Below are 15,646 nucleotides of genomic sequence, written 5' to 3' on the forward strand. Positions count from 1 at the left end.
GAGAGCGGCCGCTTCCGCGGGCCGTGCGGGGACGGGGGTGCGGAGCGCACAATGGAGGGCGGCCCACCACCTTGGAGGTATGTACATGGCTGAGCCGCACTCGGCTCCGGATCCCTCGCGCTCGTCCGGCGGGGGAAGCGGGGGCGGCCCGCTGTACCGCCGACCGGCACCGCTGCTGTTCGAGCCGGCCGAGGCGGCCCCCGACGACGAGCACTTCTTCGGCCTGGAGTCGCTCACCGATCCCAAGGAGCTGCTGGACCGGGCGACGGAGCTGGTGCACGCGTTCCGTGCGGCCGCCGACCGGGCGCAGGAGTACCAGGCGTCGGCGGCCGCGCAGCTCGCCGATCCCAAGCGGTTCGACAAGCTGCCGGACGAGGCGATCGCGGACCGGGGCGGCTGGAGCGAGGAGTATGCCCGCAAGATGATCCAGTTCGGCCAGGATCTGCTGCGGGACCGGGTGCCGGGCACCCGGCCGCCCGGTCGGCAGTGAGTCTCCCCGGCGGCGTGCCGGGGTTCGGCGGGGCCGTCGGCGGGGCGTCGGGGGCCGGGGGTGGCGGTACTCCCGGGCGGCCGGCTTCCCGGGCCGCACACCCCTCCGTCCCCCGGCCTCCGTCCCGGCGCCGCAGGTCGGGGAGGGGGCGTGCGGAATATCGATTTTCGCTTCACCGGATCGTGGTGCTAAGGTCTACGACGTCAGCAGGCGCCGCTAGCTCAGTTGGTTAGAGCAGCTGACTCTTAATCAGCGGGTCCGGGGTTCGAGTCCCTGGCGGCGCACAGACAGTCGAAGGCCCCTCGCGGAAGCGGGGGGCCTTCGTCGTGTGTGCGGCCACCCCTGGACCGGTCACCGCGGGTCCGGGTCCCGACACCGTGGACAGCGAGCAGTCCCACTCCCGATAGTTGGACTATCTATCACGGTTGGGAGAAGGTGCACATGGCCTCGTGCAGAGCGGAGAAGGGAAACCGATGCGCATTGCGGAGCTGAGTCGACTCAGCGGAGTGCCCGCACCGACGATCAAGTACTACGTACGGGAGTCGCTGCTGGCGCCCGGCGAGCGCACCGGTCGCAACCAGGCCCGGTACGACGAGCAGCACGTGACCAGGCTGCGCCTGATCCGCGCCCTGCTGGAGGTGGGCGGACTCTCGGTCGCCGCCGCCCGCGACGTCGTCGCCGCGCTCGACAGCCCGCAGACCGGCAGCCGCAAGGTGCGGGGCGCCGCCCGGCAGACCGTCCCCGCCGCCCGGACGGGGCCGGCCCACCCCGAGGAGCCGGGACAGCGCGAGGCCCTCGCCGAGATCCGGGCCCTTGTCGCACGCCACGGCTGGCAGGTCGAGGAGCACGCTCCCGCGCTGGCCGCCGCAGCGCGGGTCCTGGGGGCGCTGCGCGGACTGGGCCAGGACGACTTCGCCGATCAGCTCGACAGCTACGCACGCGCCGCGGACGCCGTGGCCGCCACCGATCTGGAGATCGTCCGGAAGCGCCCGGACGCGGACGCCATGGCCGAGGCGGTGGTCCTGGGCAACATCCTGGGCGACGCGCTGCTGGCCGCGCTGCGCCGCCTCGCCCAGGCGCACCGGTCGGCCGAGCTGTGCGACTGACCTCCGGCACCCGGCGCCCCGGGCGCCCCCGCCCGGCCCCGCGCCGCCCGCTCCCCGCCCACCGGCCCCGGGCCGCCCGCCGCGCGGCGCTCGTCAGCTTCTGACCACGCGCAGTGTCCAGTCGCCGTCCGGGGTGCGTCCGGTGACCTCGACGCGGAAGGCGTCGCGGGGGTCGGACCAGCTCTCACCCACGCCGAGCGGCGCGTCGGCGAGCTGGCTGTGCACGGAGGTCTCGCGGCAGCGGGAGGTCCCCGGATGGCCGTCGACGACCTCCACGGGGCCGTGCGTGGAGGGTGTGTCGCTGCTCACCCGGTAGATCAGCAGTCCTTCGGAGCAGGCCCCCACATCGTTGCCCGCGCGTTCGCGGATCTCCATGACCAGGGCCCGGTGCGCGCCGGTCCGCAGGACGAGGAGCCGGACTCCGTCCGCGCCCGCCTCCGGGGTCTCGCGCGCGGGCGCGGGCGGCGGCCCGGCCGCGACCGGGCGCCGCACCTCGCGGCGGGGCTGCGCCCGGTGCGCGGGGGCGGTGAGGGGCCGCAGGGTGTAGCGGGTGCGGGGCGATTCCGCGTGCGCCTGCTGCCGGGCCGCGTCCCCGGTCGTCGGGATGCAGGCCACGTTGGACCGCCCCAGCCAGCCGAGCTTCCACTTGTGCCAGCCGAGCGGCTCGGGTGCGAGCCCGAACTGGCTGCCCATCAGGTCCCAGTCCCCGACCCTGGTGTCCCAGTCCGCCTTGCCGTCGGAAGGGCGCTGGTAGAGATCGGGCAGGTCGAAGAGATGCCCGGTCTCGTGGGCCAGGACATTGCGGTCGGGTGGACTCTGTTCGAACACGGTGACGATGCGGTCGAGCTCCACCCCGTCCGCATGCAGCGGCTCATTGAGGTTGACGACTTTTGTCGCATCGGGATCCACCCCCGGGGCGTCCGGGTCTGCGATCAGGTAGACGACGTCGTAGCGACCGAAGTCCACCCGCGGATCGGCGGCGGCGACAGCGTCGCGCAGGTAGGAATTGCGCAGGTCAGCGTCCCAGTCGCGCTGTATGTCGTACTCCGCGGCGGGGCGGGGCATCCGGATCCAGCGGTCGATCGGACGCGGTCGCAAGCGGAACTTTCCGTAACTCGCCCGCTTGAAAAAGTCTGATGTAGCCGGGAAATGGTCATTCACAAGCTCGCGAGGGGTGGCCATCGGGGTCGCATCGGGGAAAGAGAGAAAGAGAAGGGCGGCGTCGAGCGTCCCCTCGGGACGCGGATAGGAGGCGTTCCAGGTGTCCAGACCCAGCGAGTGGTGCGCATCGGTGCGCGGCAGGGCGCACGGCATGCCCGCCGCGACGGCCTGCACGGGACCGGCCACCAGGCCGACCCCCATGAAGGCGGTCAGCGCCATGAGCACCGCTCCCACCCGGTGCCGGGCACCGGGACCCAGGGAGTCCGCGCCGCGCCCGGGACGGCGCGGAGCCACTCCGTCGGGTACAGACGCATGCGCCACGCGAGGACCTCACCGGAAGAGGACAGATGGACCCTCCTCAGATTCGCGCCGTATGTCCGGTGATGCGCTGTTTCGATAGACCGGACGAGTCAACTGCAGTATGACTACTCTTCGTAATGGGCGGTCGATAGTGGTCGGGGCACACTCAGGACCGATACGGAAACGGTCACCCGTGCGCCCACGCCCCTCTCCCGGCCACCCGACCGACCGGAAGCCCGAGCGGAGACACTGGCTCCGCTCTTGCGCCAACCTCTATGATCGGCACATTTCCAGCGCGGATCCTCCCCTGGGCGGCCCACGGGCAGCCGGCCGACCGATCCGCACGAGACGAGCCCCCCGCGGAGCGATCGGTGAACGGACCCCTCGAAGGACCGGGCAAAGACTCCGGCGAAGCCCTCGTAACCCAACCCCAGACCATCACGGAAAGTAGCCACAAGCGCTGGCGACGGCGCGCACACCACGGGCACAACGAGAGCGACTTCCGGGCCGCCTTCCACGCGGCGCAGTTGCCGATGGCCATCGTCGACCCCAACGGCCGGGTGCTGACGGCCAACCGGGCGCTGGGAATCCTGCTGGGCGCCGAGCCGCACCGGCTGACCGCACGGCCCATCGCCGAGTTGGCCGGGCTCGGCCTGGACGGACGGGTGCGCAGCGCCTACCACGAGGCGCTGCAGGGCCGTACCGACCGGATGTCCTGCACCCGCAGGCTCAAGCACGCCGACGGCCACACCCTCTGGGCCGAGATCACGGTGACCCCCACCGCGCGCGGCGGCGAGGCGCTGCTGTCCATCGCGGACATCAGCGAGCGCCGCGACCTCCAGGAGCGGCTGCGGCATCTGCAGATGCACGACCCGGTCACCAGGCTGCCCAACCGCACCCTCTTCTTCGAGCGGCTGGCCGGAGCGCTGGCCGACTCGGCGACGGGCCGGACCGGGCTGTGCTACCTCGACCTGGACGGCTTCAAGGCCGTCAACGACACCCTCGGCCACCGGATCGGCGACAGCCTGCTGGACGCGGTGGCGCAGCGGCTGACCCTGTGCGCCGAGGCGGGCGGGGAGGACGGCGGCGGCCACCTGGTGGCCCGGCTGGGCGGCGACGAGTTCGCGCTGCTGGTCGAGTCCTCCACCGGCACCGAGCAGCTCACCCAGCTCGCCCAGTCCGTCCTGACCACCCTCCAGCGGCCGTTCGACCTGGCCGGGCAGCGGCTGTCGGTCTCGGCCAGCATCGGGGTCGTCGAACGGGAGACGGCGGGCACCACACCCACCGAGCTGATGCAGGCGGCCGACACCACGCTGTACTGGGCCAAGGCCGACGGCAAGGCCCGCTGGACGCTCTTCGACCCGGAGCGCAACGCCCACCGGATGACCCGGCAGTCCCTCTCCTCCACCCTGCGCCGGGCCGTGGAGCGGGGCGAGTTCGTGCTGGAGTACCAGCCGATCGTGGGCTTCGCCGACGACCGGCTGCGCGGTGTCGAGGCCCTGGTGCGCTGGCAGCATCCGCAGTTCGGAATGCTCAGCCCGGACCGGTTCATCGGCCTCGCGGAGGAGAACGGCGCCATCGTGCCGCTGGGCCGCTGGGTGCTGGAGGAGTCCTGCCGGCAGGCGCGGCGCTGGATGCGGGAGCACGCGGGACCGCCGCTGTACGTGAGCGTCAACGTGGCGGTACGCCAGGTGTGGGACTCCGACTTGGTGCGGGACGTGGCCGACATCCTGGAGGAGACCGGGCTGCCCGCCGGGCTGCTCCAACTGGAGCTGACCGAGTCGGCGGTGATGGGGTCCGCCGGGCGCCCCCTCCAGGCGCTGCAGGCGCTCTCGGAGACGGGGGTGCGCATCGCCATCGACGACTTCGGCACCGGCTACTCCAACCTGGCCTACCTCAGCCGCCTCCCGGTGCGCGCGCTCAAGCTGGACGGCACCTTCGTGCGCGGCTTCCGCACGGCACGGCACCAGAACCCCGCGGACGAGACGATCGTGACGGCCCTGGTCCAGCTCGCGCACAAGCTGGGCCTGACCGTCACCGCCGAGTGCGTGGAGGGCCCGGCGCAGGCCGAGCGCCTCCGCCGGATCGGCTGCGACACCGGCCAGGGCTGGCACTACGCCAAACCCATGGCGGCCGACCGGATCGCCGAGCTGCTGGCATGGTCGCCCCCGGAGGCGGGCAGCGCGTAGTCCTCCGGAGCCCGGTTCCGGGAGAACCCCGCCCGGAACCGGGGGCGGCCCCTGGGGAACCGCCGCCGCAGCCGGTCAGGGGAGCCGGTGGCGCGGTCAGGGGAGCCGGTAGGCGTCGGCTATCAGTTCCAGCGACCGGGCACGGGCCTCGGGGGTGTGCGCGTTGGCGGTGAGCATCAGCTCGTCGGCGCCGGTCCGCTCGACCAGCGCGTCGAGACCGGCCCGCACCGCGTCGGGGGTGCCGTGGGTGACGTTGCCCAGCCAGCTCTCCACGAAGTCGCGCTCCACGGGGCTGAACGGGTACGCCTCGGCCTCCTCCGGGGTGGGGATCAGTCCGGGCCGTCCGGTCCGCAGCCGCACCATGGACAGGGCCCCCGTCAGCACCTGGCGGCGGGCCTCCTTCTCGTCCTCGGCGGCCAGCGCGGCGGCGCCGATCAGCGCGTACGGCTCGGCCAGCACCGCCGAGGGGCGGAACGTCTCACGGTAGAGCTCCAGGGCCGGGAGCGTGTTGGCGGCGGAGAAGTGGTGCGCGAAGGCGAACGGGAGCCCCAGTTGCCCCGCGAGCTGGGCGCTGAACCCGGAGGAGCCCAGCAGCCACACCGGCGGCCGGTGCGCGGCGCCCTCCGCCCCGGTGCCGCGGGTCTGCACGGGTCCGGGCACGGCGTGGATGCGGGCGTAGCGGTGGCCGTCGGGGAAGTCGTCGTCCAGGAACCGGACCAGTTCGGCGAGCTGCTGCGGGAAGTCGTCCGCGCCCTCGCGCAGCTTCTCGGTGCGCCGCAGTGCGGCGGCCGTCGCGCCGTCGGTGCCCGGCGCCCGGCCCAGGCCCAGGTCGATCCGGCCCGGCGCCAGCGCTTCCAGCGTGCCGAACTGCTCGGCGATCACCAGCGGCGCGTGGTTGGGCAGCATCACACCGCCCGAGCCCAGCCGGACACGGCGGGTGTGGGAGGCCAGATGGGCCAGGATGACCGCGGGCGAGGAGCTGGCGACGCCCGGCATGGAGTGGTGCTCGGCCACCCAGTAGCGGGTGAAGCCACGGGCGTCGGCGAGGGCCGCCATCCGGGTGGAGGTCTCCAGCGCCTCCCGCGCCGTGTATCCCTCGCCCACGTTGACCAGGTCGAGGACGGAGAGGGGTACGGGAGCCTCGCCCCGCGCCTCCCCGCGGATACCGGTCCTCGGATCCTGGTGCTGTGCGTCCTCGCCTGGCTGGCTCACGGTGGCTTCGCCTTCCTCCTGCGTTCCGGTGCACGGGCCCGCGCGCCCCTTGGTGGGGGTCCGCGGGCCACGAGCCGGTACAACGCGCCGGGAGGCCGCTGTCTTCCCGGGTGCGGCAGACCGTCCGCCGGTCCCGCGTGGGACCGGCGGACGGTCTGCCGGGAGCCGGGGCGCCCGGCCCGCGGCGCCCCGGTCCCCGGCGGCCGTTCCGGCGCCGGGGACCGGAAGCGCGGGCGGGGCCGCGCCGTCAGGAGAAGAGCGCGCCCAGCGCCGGGCAGTGCACCTTGCGGTCCAGCAGCCGCAGCCCCTCCTTGGCGGTGACCTGGTTGGCCGTGAGGACGGGCTTGCCCAGCTCGGCCTCCAGGGCGGGGATGTAGGCGGCGGTGTGCAGGGCGGTGTCCGGCAGCAGCACGGCCTGCGCGTCGGGGTGGTCGCCGCCGCGGGCCAGCGCCAGCACCTCCTCCTCGCCCCAGGTGCCGACCTCGGCCGCGGTGATGATGCCGCTGCCGCGCATGGCGACCACCTCGGCACCCGCGGCCTTGAGGAAGCCGGTGAACAGCTCGGCGACGTCCTCCGGATAGGTCGCCGCGATGCTGACGCGTTCGACACCGAGGTCGCGGACCGCGTGCGCGAAAGCGAAGGAGGTGCTGGAGGCGGGGAGTCCCGCCGTCTCCCCCAGCTCCCGGACCTGCTCGTGGGCGCCGTCCCAGCCGAAGACGAAGCTGGCGCTGGTGCAGGCCCACACGACGGCCTGGATGTCCTGGCCCTTGACCTCCTCGACCTTCGCGGCGAGCCGGGCCGCGGAGCCCATCTCCAGCAGGGCGTCCACCCGGTGGGCGTCCTCGCCGATGTCGGTGTGCACGAGCGGCAGCCGTACTTCGGCGCCCGCCTCGGCGAGGATCCGCTCCAGCCTCGGGTAGTCGTCCTCGGCCGAGTGGCCGGGGTAGAGGAATCCGACCGCCGGTGCCGATGCCGCCTGTGCCATCTACGCCTCCTGTGCGTGCTCAAAGGTGTGGTGCGGTGTGGTGCGGTGTGGTGGGTGCGGTACGAGTGCTCGCATGCGTGCGGGACCGCCGTACTGCTGGTGGCGGTACGGCGGTTGAGTCGTACGGCGGGCCGTACGGAGGGGGTCCGCACGGCGGGCCGTACGGAGGGGATCCGCACGGCGGGCCGTACGGAGGGAGAGCCCGTACGGGAGGCCGTACGGGCGGTTACGGACGGGGAAGGGTCAGGCCGGGGGCTGGGGGCCGCTGCCCCATTCCTCCGGGAGTCCGGGATGCCCGTAGCCGAGGTCGGGGGCGCCCTCCAGCGGGTCGCCGGGCTCGGTGCCCGCTCCCGCCAGCGCCGCCTCCGGCTCGGGGCCGACCTGCTGCTCCTCGGGCTCGACGAGTCCGTCCGCCTCGTGCGCCACCGGCTGGGTGCCGGTGGTGGACGTCATGGCGGCCGGGCCACGCCGCGCGACCGGGTCGAGGAGCGCCTGGTAGGGGCCGACGGCCTGTTTGCCGACCGCGCGCAGGGCCGCCCACATGGTGACCTGGTTCGCGGAGAGCACCGGCATCCGCAGCTCGGCCTCCAACTGCGGGATGACGTCGTAGGTCGGGAGGTTGGTGCAGGAGATGAACAGCGCGTCGGGCGCGTCCACCACCGCTTCCCGGGCCATGTCGACCACGTCCCGGTAGGCCACCCGCCAGATCTCCCGGGTGAGCCCCATGTAGCAGCGCCCGGTGATGCCGATTCCGGCCTCGTCCAGGTAGTCCTCCAGGGAGTCGGTGACCGACTTGGTGTAGGGGGTGACGATCGCGATGCGCCGTGCGTCGATCTCACGCAGCGCGTCCAGCATCGCACCCGAGGTGGTCAGGGCCGGCATCTCACCGGCGTCCGCCATGGCGGTGGCCATGGCGCGTTCACCGGCCGTGCCGCCCACGAAACTGCCCGATGTGCAGGCGTAGGCCACGACTTCCGGGGCCACGGCGCACAGCGCGCGGGTCGCCTCGCGCAGCGTCTCGTGCTCGCTGACCAGGCGTGCGAGGTCGAGGCTGACCTCTACGGGGACGAAGGGGGTGCGGGTCAGGTGCAGGGACACGTCGTCCGGCACCCAGCGCCAGAGCTCACGGTCCAGTGCGAAGTCGAAGGGAGCGACGATTCCCACGCCGCGCTGCGGCAACGGTCCGCCGAGGAAGGAGACGTCCATTTCGGACCCCAAAAGAACGGAGGGGAAGGCTCATGGCCAGAAGGCCCCTGAGTCAAGGGAAGTCAGAGGAAAAGCAAAGCCGGTCAGAAGCCGGGACGCCGGGACAGATGTCTTTGTTGACGAAGGTAGTTTCTGCTCCCTACCGTGGTCAATCCCGCCATCTGAGGCTGGTTCCCGTCCCTCCCGGCTCACCCCTTCAGCCAACCGTCCCTGCGTTTCGAAACGGTTTCCTGCCTATGTCCGAAACCTGTGTTCTTGTCCTCGACGCCGAGCCGCTTCCCCGGCTCGACCGACTCGCGGGACGCGCACGCGTCGTGCATGCCGACGAGAAGACACTCGCCGGCCAACTTCCCGAGGCCGATGTCCTGTTGGTCTGGGACTTCCTCTCCGACGCGGTACGCGATGCCTGGCCGGGCGACGGTCCCCGGCCACGCTGGGTCCACACCCCGAGCGCGGGGGTGGACCGGCTGCTGCCGGAGCTCGCGGACGGCCGCGAGACCGTCATCACGAATGCACGGGGCGTGTTCGACCGCCCGATTGCCGAATACGTCCTCGGCCTCGTGCTGGCCATGGCCAAAGACTTCCGTGGCACCTGGGAATTGCAACGACAGCGCCGGTGGCGGCACCGAGAGACATTCCGCGTCGGCGGAAGTCGGGCGACGGTCGTCGGTTCCGGCCCAATCGGCCGGGAAATCGGGCGCGCGCTGCTGGCACTCGGTGTCAAAGTGGACCTCGTCGGCCGGACCGCGCGGGACGGCGACCCCGAATTCGGGCGGGTGCACAGCACGGACGCGCTGCCCGGCCTGCTCGGCGACTCCGACTGGGTCGTGTGCGTCGCACCGCTGACCCAGGAGTCGACGGGCATGTTCGACGCCGAGATGTTTGCGCGGATGAAGCCCGAAGCGCACTTCGTGAACGTCGGGCGGGGGGCGCACGTGGTCGAGGACGACCTGGTGGACGCGCTGCTCCGGCACCGCATCCGGGGCGCCGCGCTGGACGTGTTCGCCGAGGAGCCGCTGCCTGCCGACAGCAGGCTCTGGGACGTGCCCGGACTGCTCGTCTCGCCGCACATGAGCGGCGACACGATCGGCTGGCGGAACGATCTGGCGGAGCAGTTCCTGGACAACTTCGACCGCTGGGAGGCGGGCGAGCCGCTGCTGAACGTGGTCGACAAGGACCTCGGCTACGTTCCGTCGGCCCCCGCGGCACGGACGGACTGACCGGCCGGGCACGGGGCGCCCCGGCGTCCCGTGCCCGCCGGAACCGCTCCACCGGAGCGTGCTGCGCTCCGCACCACCGGGGCGTTTCTTCTCCTTCTCCTCCGTCACCGGTGACCGGTCACGTGTCACCGGGTCGTTTCTTCACGCCTCGGGTGCGGTGCGGGCCCGGGGCTCGTCGTCCTGGCGGTCCGCCGTGCGCGGGCCGCCCGGTCCCTCGGGAGGTTTCGTCATGTCCGATCTCAACGCTCTGACCGCGACCCAGCTCGTGGCGGGGTACGAAACGGGGGACTTCACCCCCGTGGAGGTCACCCGGGCGGCGCTGGAGCGCGCAGAGGTGACCCAGGAGCGCGTCAACGCGTTCGTCCGCATCGACGGCGAGGCCGCGCTGCGGCAGGCCGAGGAGTCCGCCGGGCGCTGGGAGCGCGGCGAGCCGGCCGGACCGGTGGACGGGGTGCCGGTGACGGTGAAGGACATCCTGCTCCAGCGCGGCGCACCCACCTTCAAGGGCTCCTGGGCCACCGGTGAGGGCGGGCCAGGGGACGAGGACGCCCCGTCGGTGGCGCGGCTGCGGCAGAGCGGCGCCGTCTTCCTGGGCAAGACGACGACGCCCGAGTTCGGCTGGAAGGGCGTCACCGACAGCCCTCGGCACGGGGTCACCGGCAACCCGTACGCACCTGACCGCACCGCGGGCGGCTCCAGCGGGGGCAGCGCGGCGGCCGTCGCGACGGGCGCCGGACCGCTGTCGCTGGGTACGGACGGCGGCGGGTCGGTGCGGATCCCCGCCTCGTTCTGCGGCATCTTCGCGCTGAAGCCCACCTACGGGCGGGTACCGATCTACCCGGCGAGCGCCTTCGGGACCCTCGCGCACGTGGGCCCGATGACCCGGGACGCGGAGGACGCCGCGCTGCTGATGGACGTGATCAGCGCGCCCGACCCGCGGGACTGGTCGCACCTGGGTCCGGTGCCGCACAGCTTCCGCGGCGCGCTGGCCGCGGGCGAGGAGGGGGTGCGCGGGCTGCGGGTGGCCTTCTCGCCCGACTTCGGCGGCCGGGTGCAGGTCGATCCGGAGGTCGCCGCGGCGGTACGGGGTGCGGTGGCGCTGCTGGAGGAGCTGGGCGCGGTGGTGGAGGAGGCCGACCCCGGCTTCGCCGACCCGGTCGAGTCCTTCCACACGCTGTGGTTCAGCGGTGCCGCACGCGTCACCCAGGGATTCAGCCATGATCAGCGGGAGAGCCTGGACCCGGGCCTGCAGGAGATCTGCGCGGACGGGGCCGCCCGCAGCGCGCTGGACTACCTCGCGGCCGTGGACGAGCGGATGGATCTGGGCCGCCGGATGGGGGCCTTCCACGAGCGGTACGACCTGCTGGTGACGCCGACCATGCCGCTCACCGCGTTCGAGGCGGGGGTGGAGGTGCCGCGCGGCTCCTCGCTGACCCGGTGGACCGGGTGGACGCCCTTCTCCTACCCGTTCAACATGACGCAGCAGCCGGCCGCTTCGGTGCCGTGCGGGACGGACGGGGCAGGGCTGCCGGTGGGTGTGCAGCTCGTCGGTCCGCGGCACTCCGACGCGCTCGTGCTGGGTGCCTCGCACGCCCTGTACGAGGCGGGGGTCGCGGCCGGGGTCCCCTCCGCGCTGGGCTGAGCGCAGTCGGCTGGTCCCGTTGGGGGGTTGCGCCCCCCAACGGGTGTGTTCCTCAGGCTCGGCGGAAGTTGAGGGTCTCGCCGACGGCGCCCGAGCGCCAGAGGTCCTGGCATGCCTCGGCCATGGAGTCGAGGCCCTCGACGATCTGGCCCCAGACGATGCCGGGCACCCAGCCGGCGTCGCCGTTGATCAGCAGGTTGTTGCGCTCGTAGAACAGCGCGAGGTCGATGACGGTGGCCCGGCCGGCGTGTGCGGCCTCGGTGCCCTGCTGTTCCGCCGCGGCCTCGTATCCGTATCCGGGGGTCGCCAACTGGGTGTTGGAGAAGGTGAAATAGCAGAGGTCACCGGGGATGGGGGTAATGGTCGGATTCTCCAGCGGCGGCTCCTGGGGGGCGAACGGGGGAATAAGGGCGTAGATCTCATTGCGTGCGTACTTCGCGTGGTAGACGTCGCCGCCCAGCGGCAGCGCGTCCCACACCGCCGCGCAAGTGAGGGGTGCGCGGTCGTCGAGCAGCTTTGCCGTGCAGCTCACTCCCCGCTTGTCCAACGACACTTCAATGAAGCGCTCAGCCATCGTGCCTCCGCACAAGGGTGGTCATTTACCTGCCAATGGTGACTCAGACACCAGCTTCAGCGCGACCCCATAACGGCTTGAAATTATCCGCATATCTTCAGCCAGGTTGGGTATGCGCGCGCCCATGGCTCCACCACAGAGGAACAACACGGCAGGTGCCGGGAGACGTTTGAGCCGTCGATCGCTGCTCGGCGGCGCGGCGTCCTTGGGTGCGGTGAGCATGCTCGGCGCAACGACCGCATGCAGTCGGGTGTCCAGTGCGGACGCCGGGGACGGGGGAGATCTTCTGGAGCGGCTGAAGGCCCAGGGAACGGTGAAACTGGGCCTCGCCGGCGAACAGCCCTACAGCTACATCGACAAGGACGGCGAGTTGACGGGCACCTCGCCCGAGATCGCCAGGACCATCTTCAAGCGGCTGGGCGTCCCGAAGGTCCAGCCCTTCCCGACCGAGTTCAACTCGCTGATCCCGGGTCTCAACTCGCAGCAGTTCGACGTGGTCGCGGCCGGTATGTACATAACGCCCGATCGATGCAAACAGGTCCTGTTCGCGGATCCCGAGTACGAGATGCGGGACGCGTTCATCGTGCGCAAAGGGAACCCGAAGAACCTGCACAACTACGAGGACGTCAAGAAGAGCGGCGCCAAGCTGGCGACCGGGACCGGCTATGCCGAAATCGGCTACGCCGCGGAGGTCGGCATCAAGGAGTCGGAAATTCTGCTGCTTCCGGACCAACTGGCAGGACTCCTTGCCGTGGAACAGGGGCGGGCCGATGTATTCACCGGTACGGCGGTCACCGTGCGGAATGTGGTCAGGCAGACCAAGAGCAAGAAGGCCGAGTTCACCGCGGCCTTCACCCCGAAGCTGGACGGAAAGCCCGACCTGGGCACCGGCGCGTTCGCGTTCCGTTCGGTCGAGACGAAGCTGCGTGACGCCTTCAACCGCGAACTGCACAAGATGAAGAAGAGCGGCGAGCTCTTCCGGATCATGAAGGGCTTCGGCTTCATCGAGGAAGAGATGACCGACATGACCGCGAAGGAGCGCTGCGCATGACGGACCTCACCGCAGGGCTGTGGGAGCTGCTCTTCAAGGGCGTCTGGGTCACCGTCCAGCTCACCGTCTTCAGCGCGGCGCTGGGCGCGTTCGTCGCCTTCGTCGTGGGCGTGGCCAGGACCAACCGGCTGTGGATCGTCCGGTTCCTCTCCGGCCTCTACATGGAGATCTTCCGGGGCACCTCCGCCCTGGTCCTGATGTTCTGGATGTTCTTCGTGCTGCCGGTCGCGTTCGGCTGGCAGTTGGTGCCGATGTGGGCGGCCGTGCTCGCGCTCGGCCTGTCGTACGGCGCCTACGGCTCGGAGATCGTCCGCGGCGCGCTCGCCGCGGTGGCACCGGCCCAGCAGGAGGCCGGGATCGCGCTGAGCTTCTCGCCCTGGCAGCGGCTGGTGAAGATCCAGCTTCCGCAGGCGTGGCCCGAGATGGTCCCGCCCGCCAACAACCTGCTGATCGAGCTGCTCAAGGGCACCGCGCTGGTGTCCGTGCTGGGCGTCGGCGACATCACCTTCGGGGCCGCACTGGTGCGCAACGCACTCGGCGAGAGCGCCCCGGTCTACACGATCATCCTGGTCATGTACTTCATCCTGGCCTTCCTGCTGACCCGTGTGATGCGCGCGGTGGAGCGGAAGGCCAAGGCGGGCATCGGCCAGGCCCCGCAGAAGGGCCAAGGAGTGCTGCGCAAGCTCACCATCCCCCGGCAGGCGGACGCGCCCTCGAGCGACCTGTCCAAGAGCGCGGGAGGTGCCTGATGAAGTGGGACTGGTCGGCTGTCGGTGACTTCATGCCGCGCTTCTGGGACGGCGTGCTCGTCACCCTCCAGGCGCTGGTGCTCGGTTCGCTCATAGCCTTCGCCCTCGGGCTCGTCTGGGCGATGGCCCAGCGCTCCCCGCTGAAGGCGGTGCGCTGGCCGGTGATGGTGGTCACCGAGTTCATCCGCAACACCCCGCTGCTGGTGCAGCTCTTCTTCCTGTTCTACGTGCTGCCGGAGTGGGGGCTCACGCTCTCCGCGCTCACCACCGGCATCGTCGGCCTCGGGCTGCACTACTCGACCTACACCGCCGAGGTCTACCGGGCCGGCATCGACGGCGTCCCGGTGGGCCAGTGGGAGGCGTGCACCGCGCTGAGCATGCCGCGCGGCCGCACCTGGAGCGCCGTCATCCTGCCGCAGGCGATCCGCCGCGTGGTGCCCGCGCTGGGCAACTACGTGATCGCGATGCTGAAGGACTCGCCGATGATCGCGGTGATCGGTGCGCTCGAAATGCTCGGTCAGGCACGGCAGTTCACCTCCATCACCTTCCTGCCGACCGAGCCGATCACCGTGGTCGGTATCGCCTTCATCGTCATCGCCTACCCGGCATCCCTGCTTACGAGAGCCCTGGAGCGTCGCCTTGTCCGCTGAGAAGAACCCGAGCACGGCCGCGAACGGCGGTACGAACGCCGCTGCCGAGGGCAGTGAGCTGATCAAGTTCGACAACGTCACCAAGCGCTACGGCAGCAACGTGGTGCTGGACAACCTCTGCTTCGACGTGTCGCCCGGCAAGCACGTCACCCTCATCGGCCCCTCCGGCTCGGGCAAGACCACGATCCTGCGGCTGCTGATGACCCTGGTGAAGCCGGACGAGGGCACCATCAAGGTGGCGGGCGAGTACCTCTCGCACGAGGAGCGGAACGGCAAGCTGGTGCCGGCGGGCGAGAAGCACTCGCGCGAGGTCCGCAAGAACATCGGCATGGTCTTCCAGCAGTTCAACCTCTTCCCCAACATGAAGGTGCTGCGGAACATCACCGAGGCGCCGGTGCACGTGCTGGGGCTGGGCAAGGACGAGGCCGAGCAGCGCGCCCGCGAGCTGCTGGAGATGGTCGGTCTGACCGACCACATCGACAAGTACCCCACCCAGCTCTCCGGCGGTCAGCAGCAGCGGGTGGCCATCGCCCGCGCACTGGCGATGCGCCCGCAGGTGCTGCTGCTGGACGAGGTCACCTCGGCCCTCGACCCGGAGCTGGTGGCCGGGGTGCTGGACGTGCTGCGGGACATCGCGCACTCCACCGACATCACCATGCTCTGCGTCACGCACGAGATGAACTTCGCGCGCGACATCTCCGACGACGTGCTGATGTTCGACGCGGGCCGGGTCATCGAGTCCGGTGCGCCGGAGAAGATCTTCACCGACCCCGAGCACGAGCGCACGAGGGAGTTCCTCAGCGCCGTCCTGTGAGCACCACCGGCGCTCCGCTCCGCACGGAGCACCCGCCGTCCTGACCGAGCCCGCGCCGCCTGCGGCGCGGGCTCGGCTGCCGTGGAGCCCCGAAGGGCCGCCGGTAGCCGGGAGGGCAGGACGGCGCGAGTCGCCGGGGCGCCGCCGCCGGCGCAGCGCGAGGGCGCGCGAGGGGGCGCATGAGGGGGCGCATCCAGCCGTGCGGCATATGCCGATCGCGGCAACGCACCCGTGCCCGCGCCACGTTGGCCGCTATCGTGGGATATGAAGCCGTGACCACACGAAGTGGTAACGGTA

14 protein-coding genes and 1 tRNA gene are annotated in these 15,646 nt (G+C 71.4%); 10 read left to right on the forward strand and 5 right to left on the reverse strand.

The features are described 5' to 3' along the window. Nucleotides 1–85: 85 nt before the first annotated feature. The 3 genes from BMX65_RS18825 (at nt 86) to BMX65_RS33975 (ending at nt 1,596) form a co-directional block, all read left to right on the forward strand. Nucleotides 86–490 carry a hypothetical protein gene (locus BMX65_RS18825; RefSeq protein WP_075001586.1) on the forward strand — a complete coding sequence of 135 codons (405 nt, stop codon included), beginning with the start codon at nt 86–88 and terminating at the stop codon, nt 488–490. Nucleotides 491–700: 210 nt separating this feature from the next. Further along, a tRNA-Lys gene (locus BMX65_RS18830) sits at nt 701–774 on the forward strand. A gap of 189 nt (nt 775–963) precedes the next feature. After that, nucleotides 964–1,596, forward strand: a complete 633-nt coding sequence (locus BMX65_RS33975; RefSeq protein WP_075001488.1) for a MerR family transcriptional regulator — start codon at nt 964–966, stop codon at nt 1,594–1,596. Nucleotides 1,597–1,689: 93 nt separating this feature from the next. Here the strand turns inward: BMX65_RS33975 and BMX65_RS18840 are convergent, their stop codons facing one another. Next, complete coding sequence (locus tag BMX65_RS18840) at nt 1,690–2,976, reverse strand: M6 family metalloprotease domain-containing protein (protein ID WP_075001587.1); 1,287 nt, start codon at nt 2,974–2,976, stop codon at nt 1,690–1,692. Between the two features lie 452 nt (nt 2,977–3,428). On the opposite strand from BMX65_RS18840, the gene BMX65_RS18845 reads away from it, so the two are divergent. Continuing rightward, on the forward strand, nt 3,429–5,246 hold the full coding sequence (locus BMX65_RS18845; RefSeq protein ID WP_177214296.1) for a putative bifunctional diguanylate cyclase/phosphodiesterase: 1,818 nt from the start codon (nt 3,429–3,431) through the stop codon (nt 5,244–5,246). A gap of 96 nt (nt 5,247–5,342) precedes the next feature. Here BMX65_RS18845 and BMX65_RS18850 read toward each other — a convergent pair whose 3' ends face one another. The 3 genes from BMX65_RS18850 to BMX65_RS18860 form a co-directional block, all read right to left on the reverse strand. Next, nucleotides 5,343–6,458, reverse strand: coding sequence for an LLM class flavin-dependent oxidoreductase (locus BMX65_RS18850; RefSeq protein WP_075001489.1), 1,116 nt, complete (start codon nt 6,456–6,458; stop codon nt 5,343–5,345). Between the two features lie 247 nt (nt 6,459–6,705). Then, nucleotides 6,706–7,443 carry a maleate cis-trans isomerase family protein gene (locus tag BMX65_RS18855; protein ID WP_075001490.1) on the reverse strand — a complete coding sequence of 246 codons (738 nt, stop codon included), beginning with the start codon at nt 7,441–7,443 and terminating at the stop codon, nt 6,706–6,708. Nucleotides 7,444–7,686: 243 nt separating this feature from the next. Then, complete coding sequence (locus BMX65_RS18860; protein ID WP_075001491.1) at nt 7,687–8,649, reverse strand: maleate cis-trans isomerase family protein; 963 nt, start codon at nt 8,647–8,649, stop codon at nt 7,687–7,689. A gap of 236 nt (nt 8,650–8,885) precedes the next feature. Between BMX65_RS18860 and BMX65_RS18865 the strand changes: the two genes are divergently transcribed. Together BMX65_RS18865 and BMX65_RS18870 are read left to right on the forward strand one after the other, a co-directional pair. Further along, complete coding sequence (locus BMX65_RS18865) at nt 8,886–9,869, forward strand: D-2-hydroxyacid dehydrogenase (RefSeq protein ID WP_075001492.1); 984 nt, start codon at nt 8,886–8,888, stop codon at nt 9,867–9,869. 229 nt (nt 9,870–10,098) lie between these two features. Continuing rightward, nucleotides 10,099–11,511: an amidase gene (locus BMX65_RS18870; RefSeq protein WP_107437519.1), complete on the forward strand. Its 1,413-nt coding sequence runs from the start codon at nt 10,099–10,101 to the stop codon at nt 11,509–11,511. A gap of 52 nt (nt 11,512–11,563) precedes the next feature. On the opposite strand, the gene BMX65_RS18875 is transcribed toward BMX65_RS18870, so the two are convergent. Continuing rightward, the gene (locus tag BMX65_RS18875) at nt 11,564–12,085 is read right to left on the reverse strand and encodes a DUF3830 family protein (protein WP_075001493.1); all 522 of its coding nucleotides are present in this window, start codon (nt 12,083–12,085) and stop codon (nt 11,564–11,566) included. Between the two features lie 124 nt (nt 12,086–12,209). On the opposite strand from BMX65_RS18875, the gene ehuB reads away from it, so the two are divergent. Genes ehuB through ehuA form a run of 4 tightly spaced genes read left to right on the forward strand, consistent with a single transcriptional unit; the run spans nt 12,210 to nt 15,349 of the window. Further along, complete coding sequence (gene ehuB / locus BMX65_RS18880; protein ID WP_075001590.1) at nt 12,210–13,136, forward strand: ectoine/hydroxyectoine ABC transporter substrate-binding protein EhuB; 927 nt, start codon at nt 12,210–12,212, stop codon at nt 13,134–13,136. Next, nucleotides 13,133–13,885, forward strand: a complete 753-nt coding sequence (ehuC, locus tag BMX65_RS18885) for an ectoine/hydroxyectoine ABC transporter permease subunit EhuC (protein WP_075001494.1) — start codon at nt 13,133–13,135, stop codon at nt 13,883–13,885. Before ehuB ends, ehuC begins: the two co-directional genes overlap by 4 nt. Continuing rightward, the gene (gene ehuD / locus BMX65_RS18890; protein ID WP_075001495.1) at nt 13,885–14,535 is read left to right on the forward strand and encodes an ectoine/hydroxyectoine ABC transporter permease subunit EhuD; all 651 of its coding nucleotides are present in this window, start codon (nt 13,885–13,887) and stop codon (nt 14,533–14,535) included. The genes ehuC and ehuD overlap by 1 nt, the downstream gene beginning before the upstream one ends. Then, on the forward strand, nt 14,525–15,349 hold the full coding sequence (gene ehuA, locus BMX65_RS18895; protein WP_075001496.1) for an ectoine/hydroxyectoine ABC transporter ATP-binding protein EhuA: 825 nt from the start codon (nt 14,525–14,527) through the stop codon (nt 15,347–15,349). The genes ehuD and ehuA overlap by 11 nt, the downstream gene beginning before the upstream one ends. Nucleotides 15,350–15,646: the final 297 nt, after the last annotated feature.

Source organism: Streptomyces qinglanensis (assembly GCF_900111245.1).
GTDB lineage: Bacteria > Actinomycetota > Actinomycetes > Streptomycetales > Streptomycetaceae > Streptomyces > Streptomyces qinglanensis.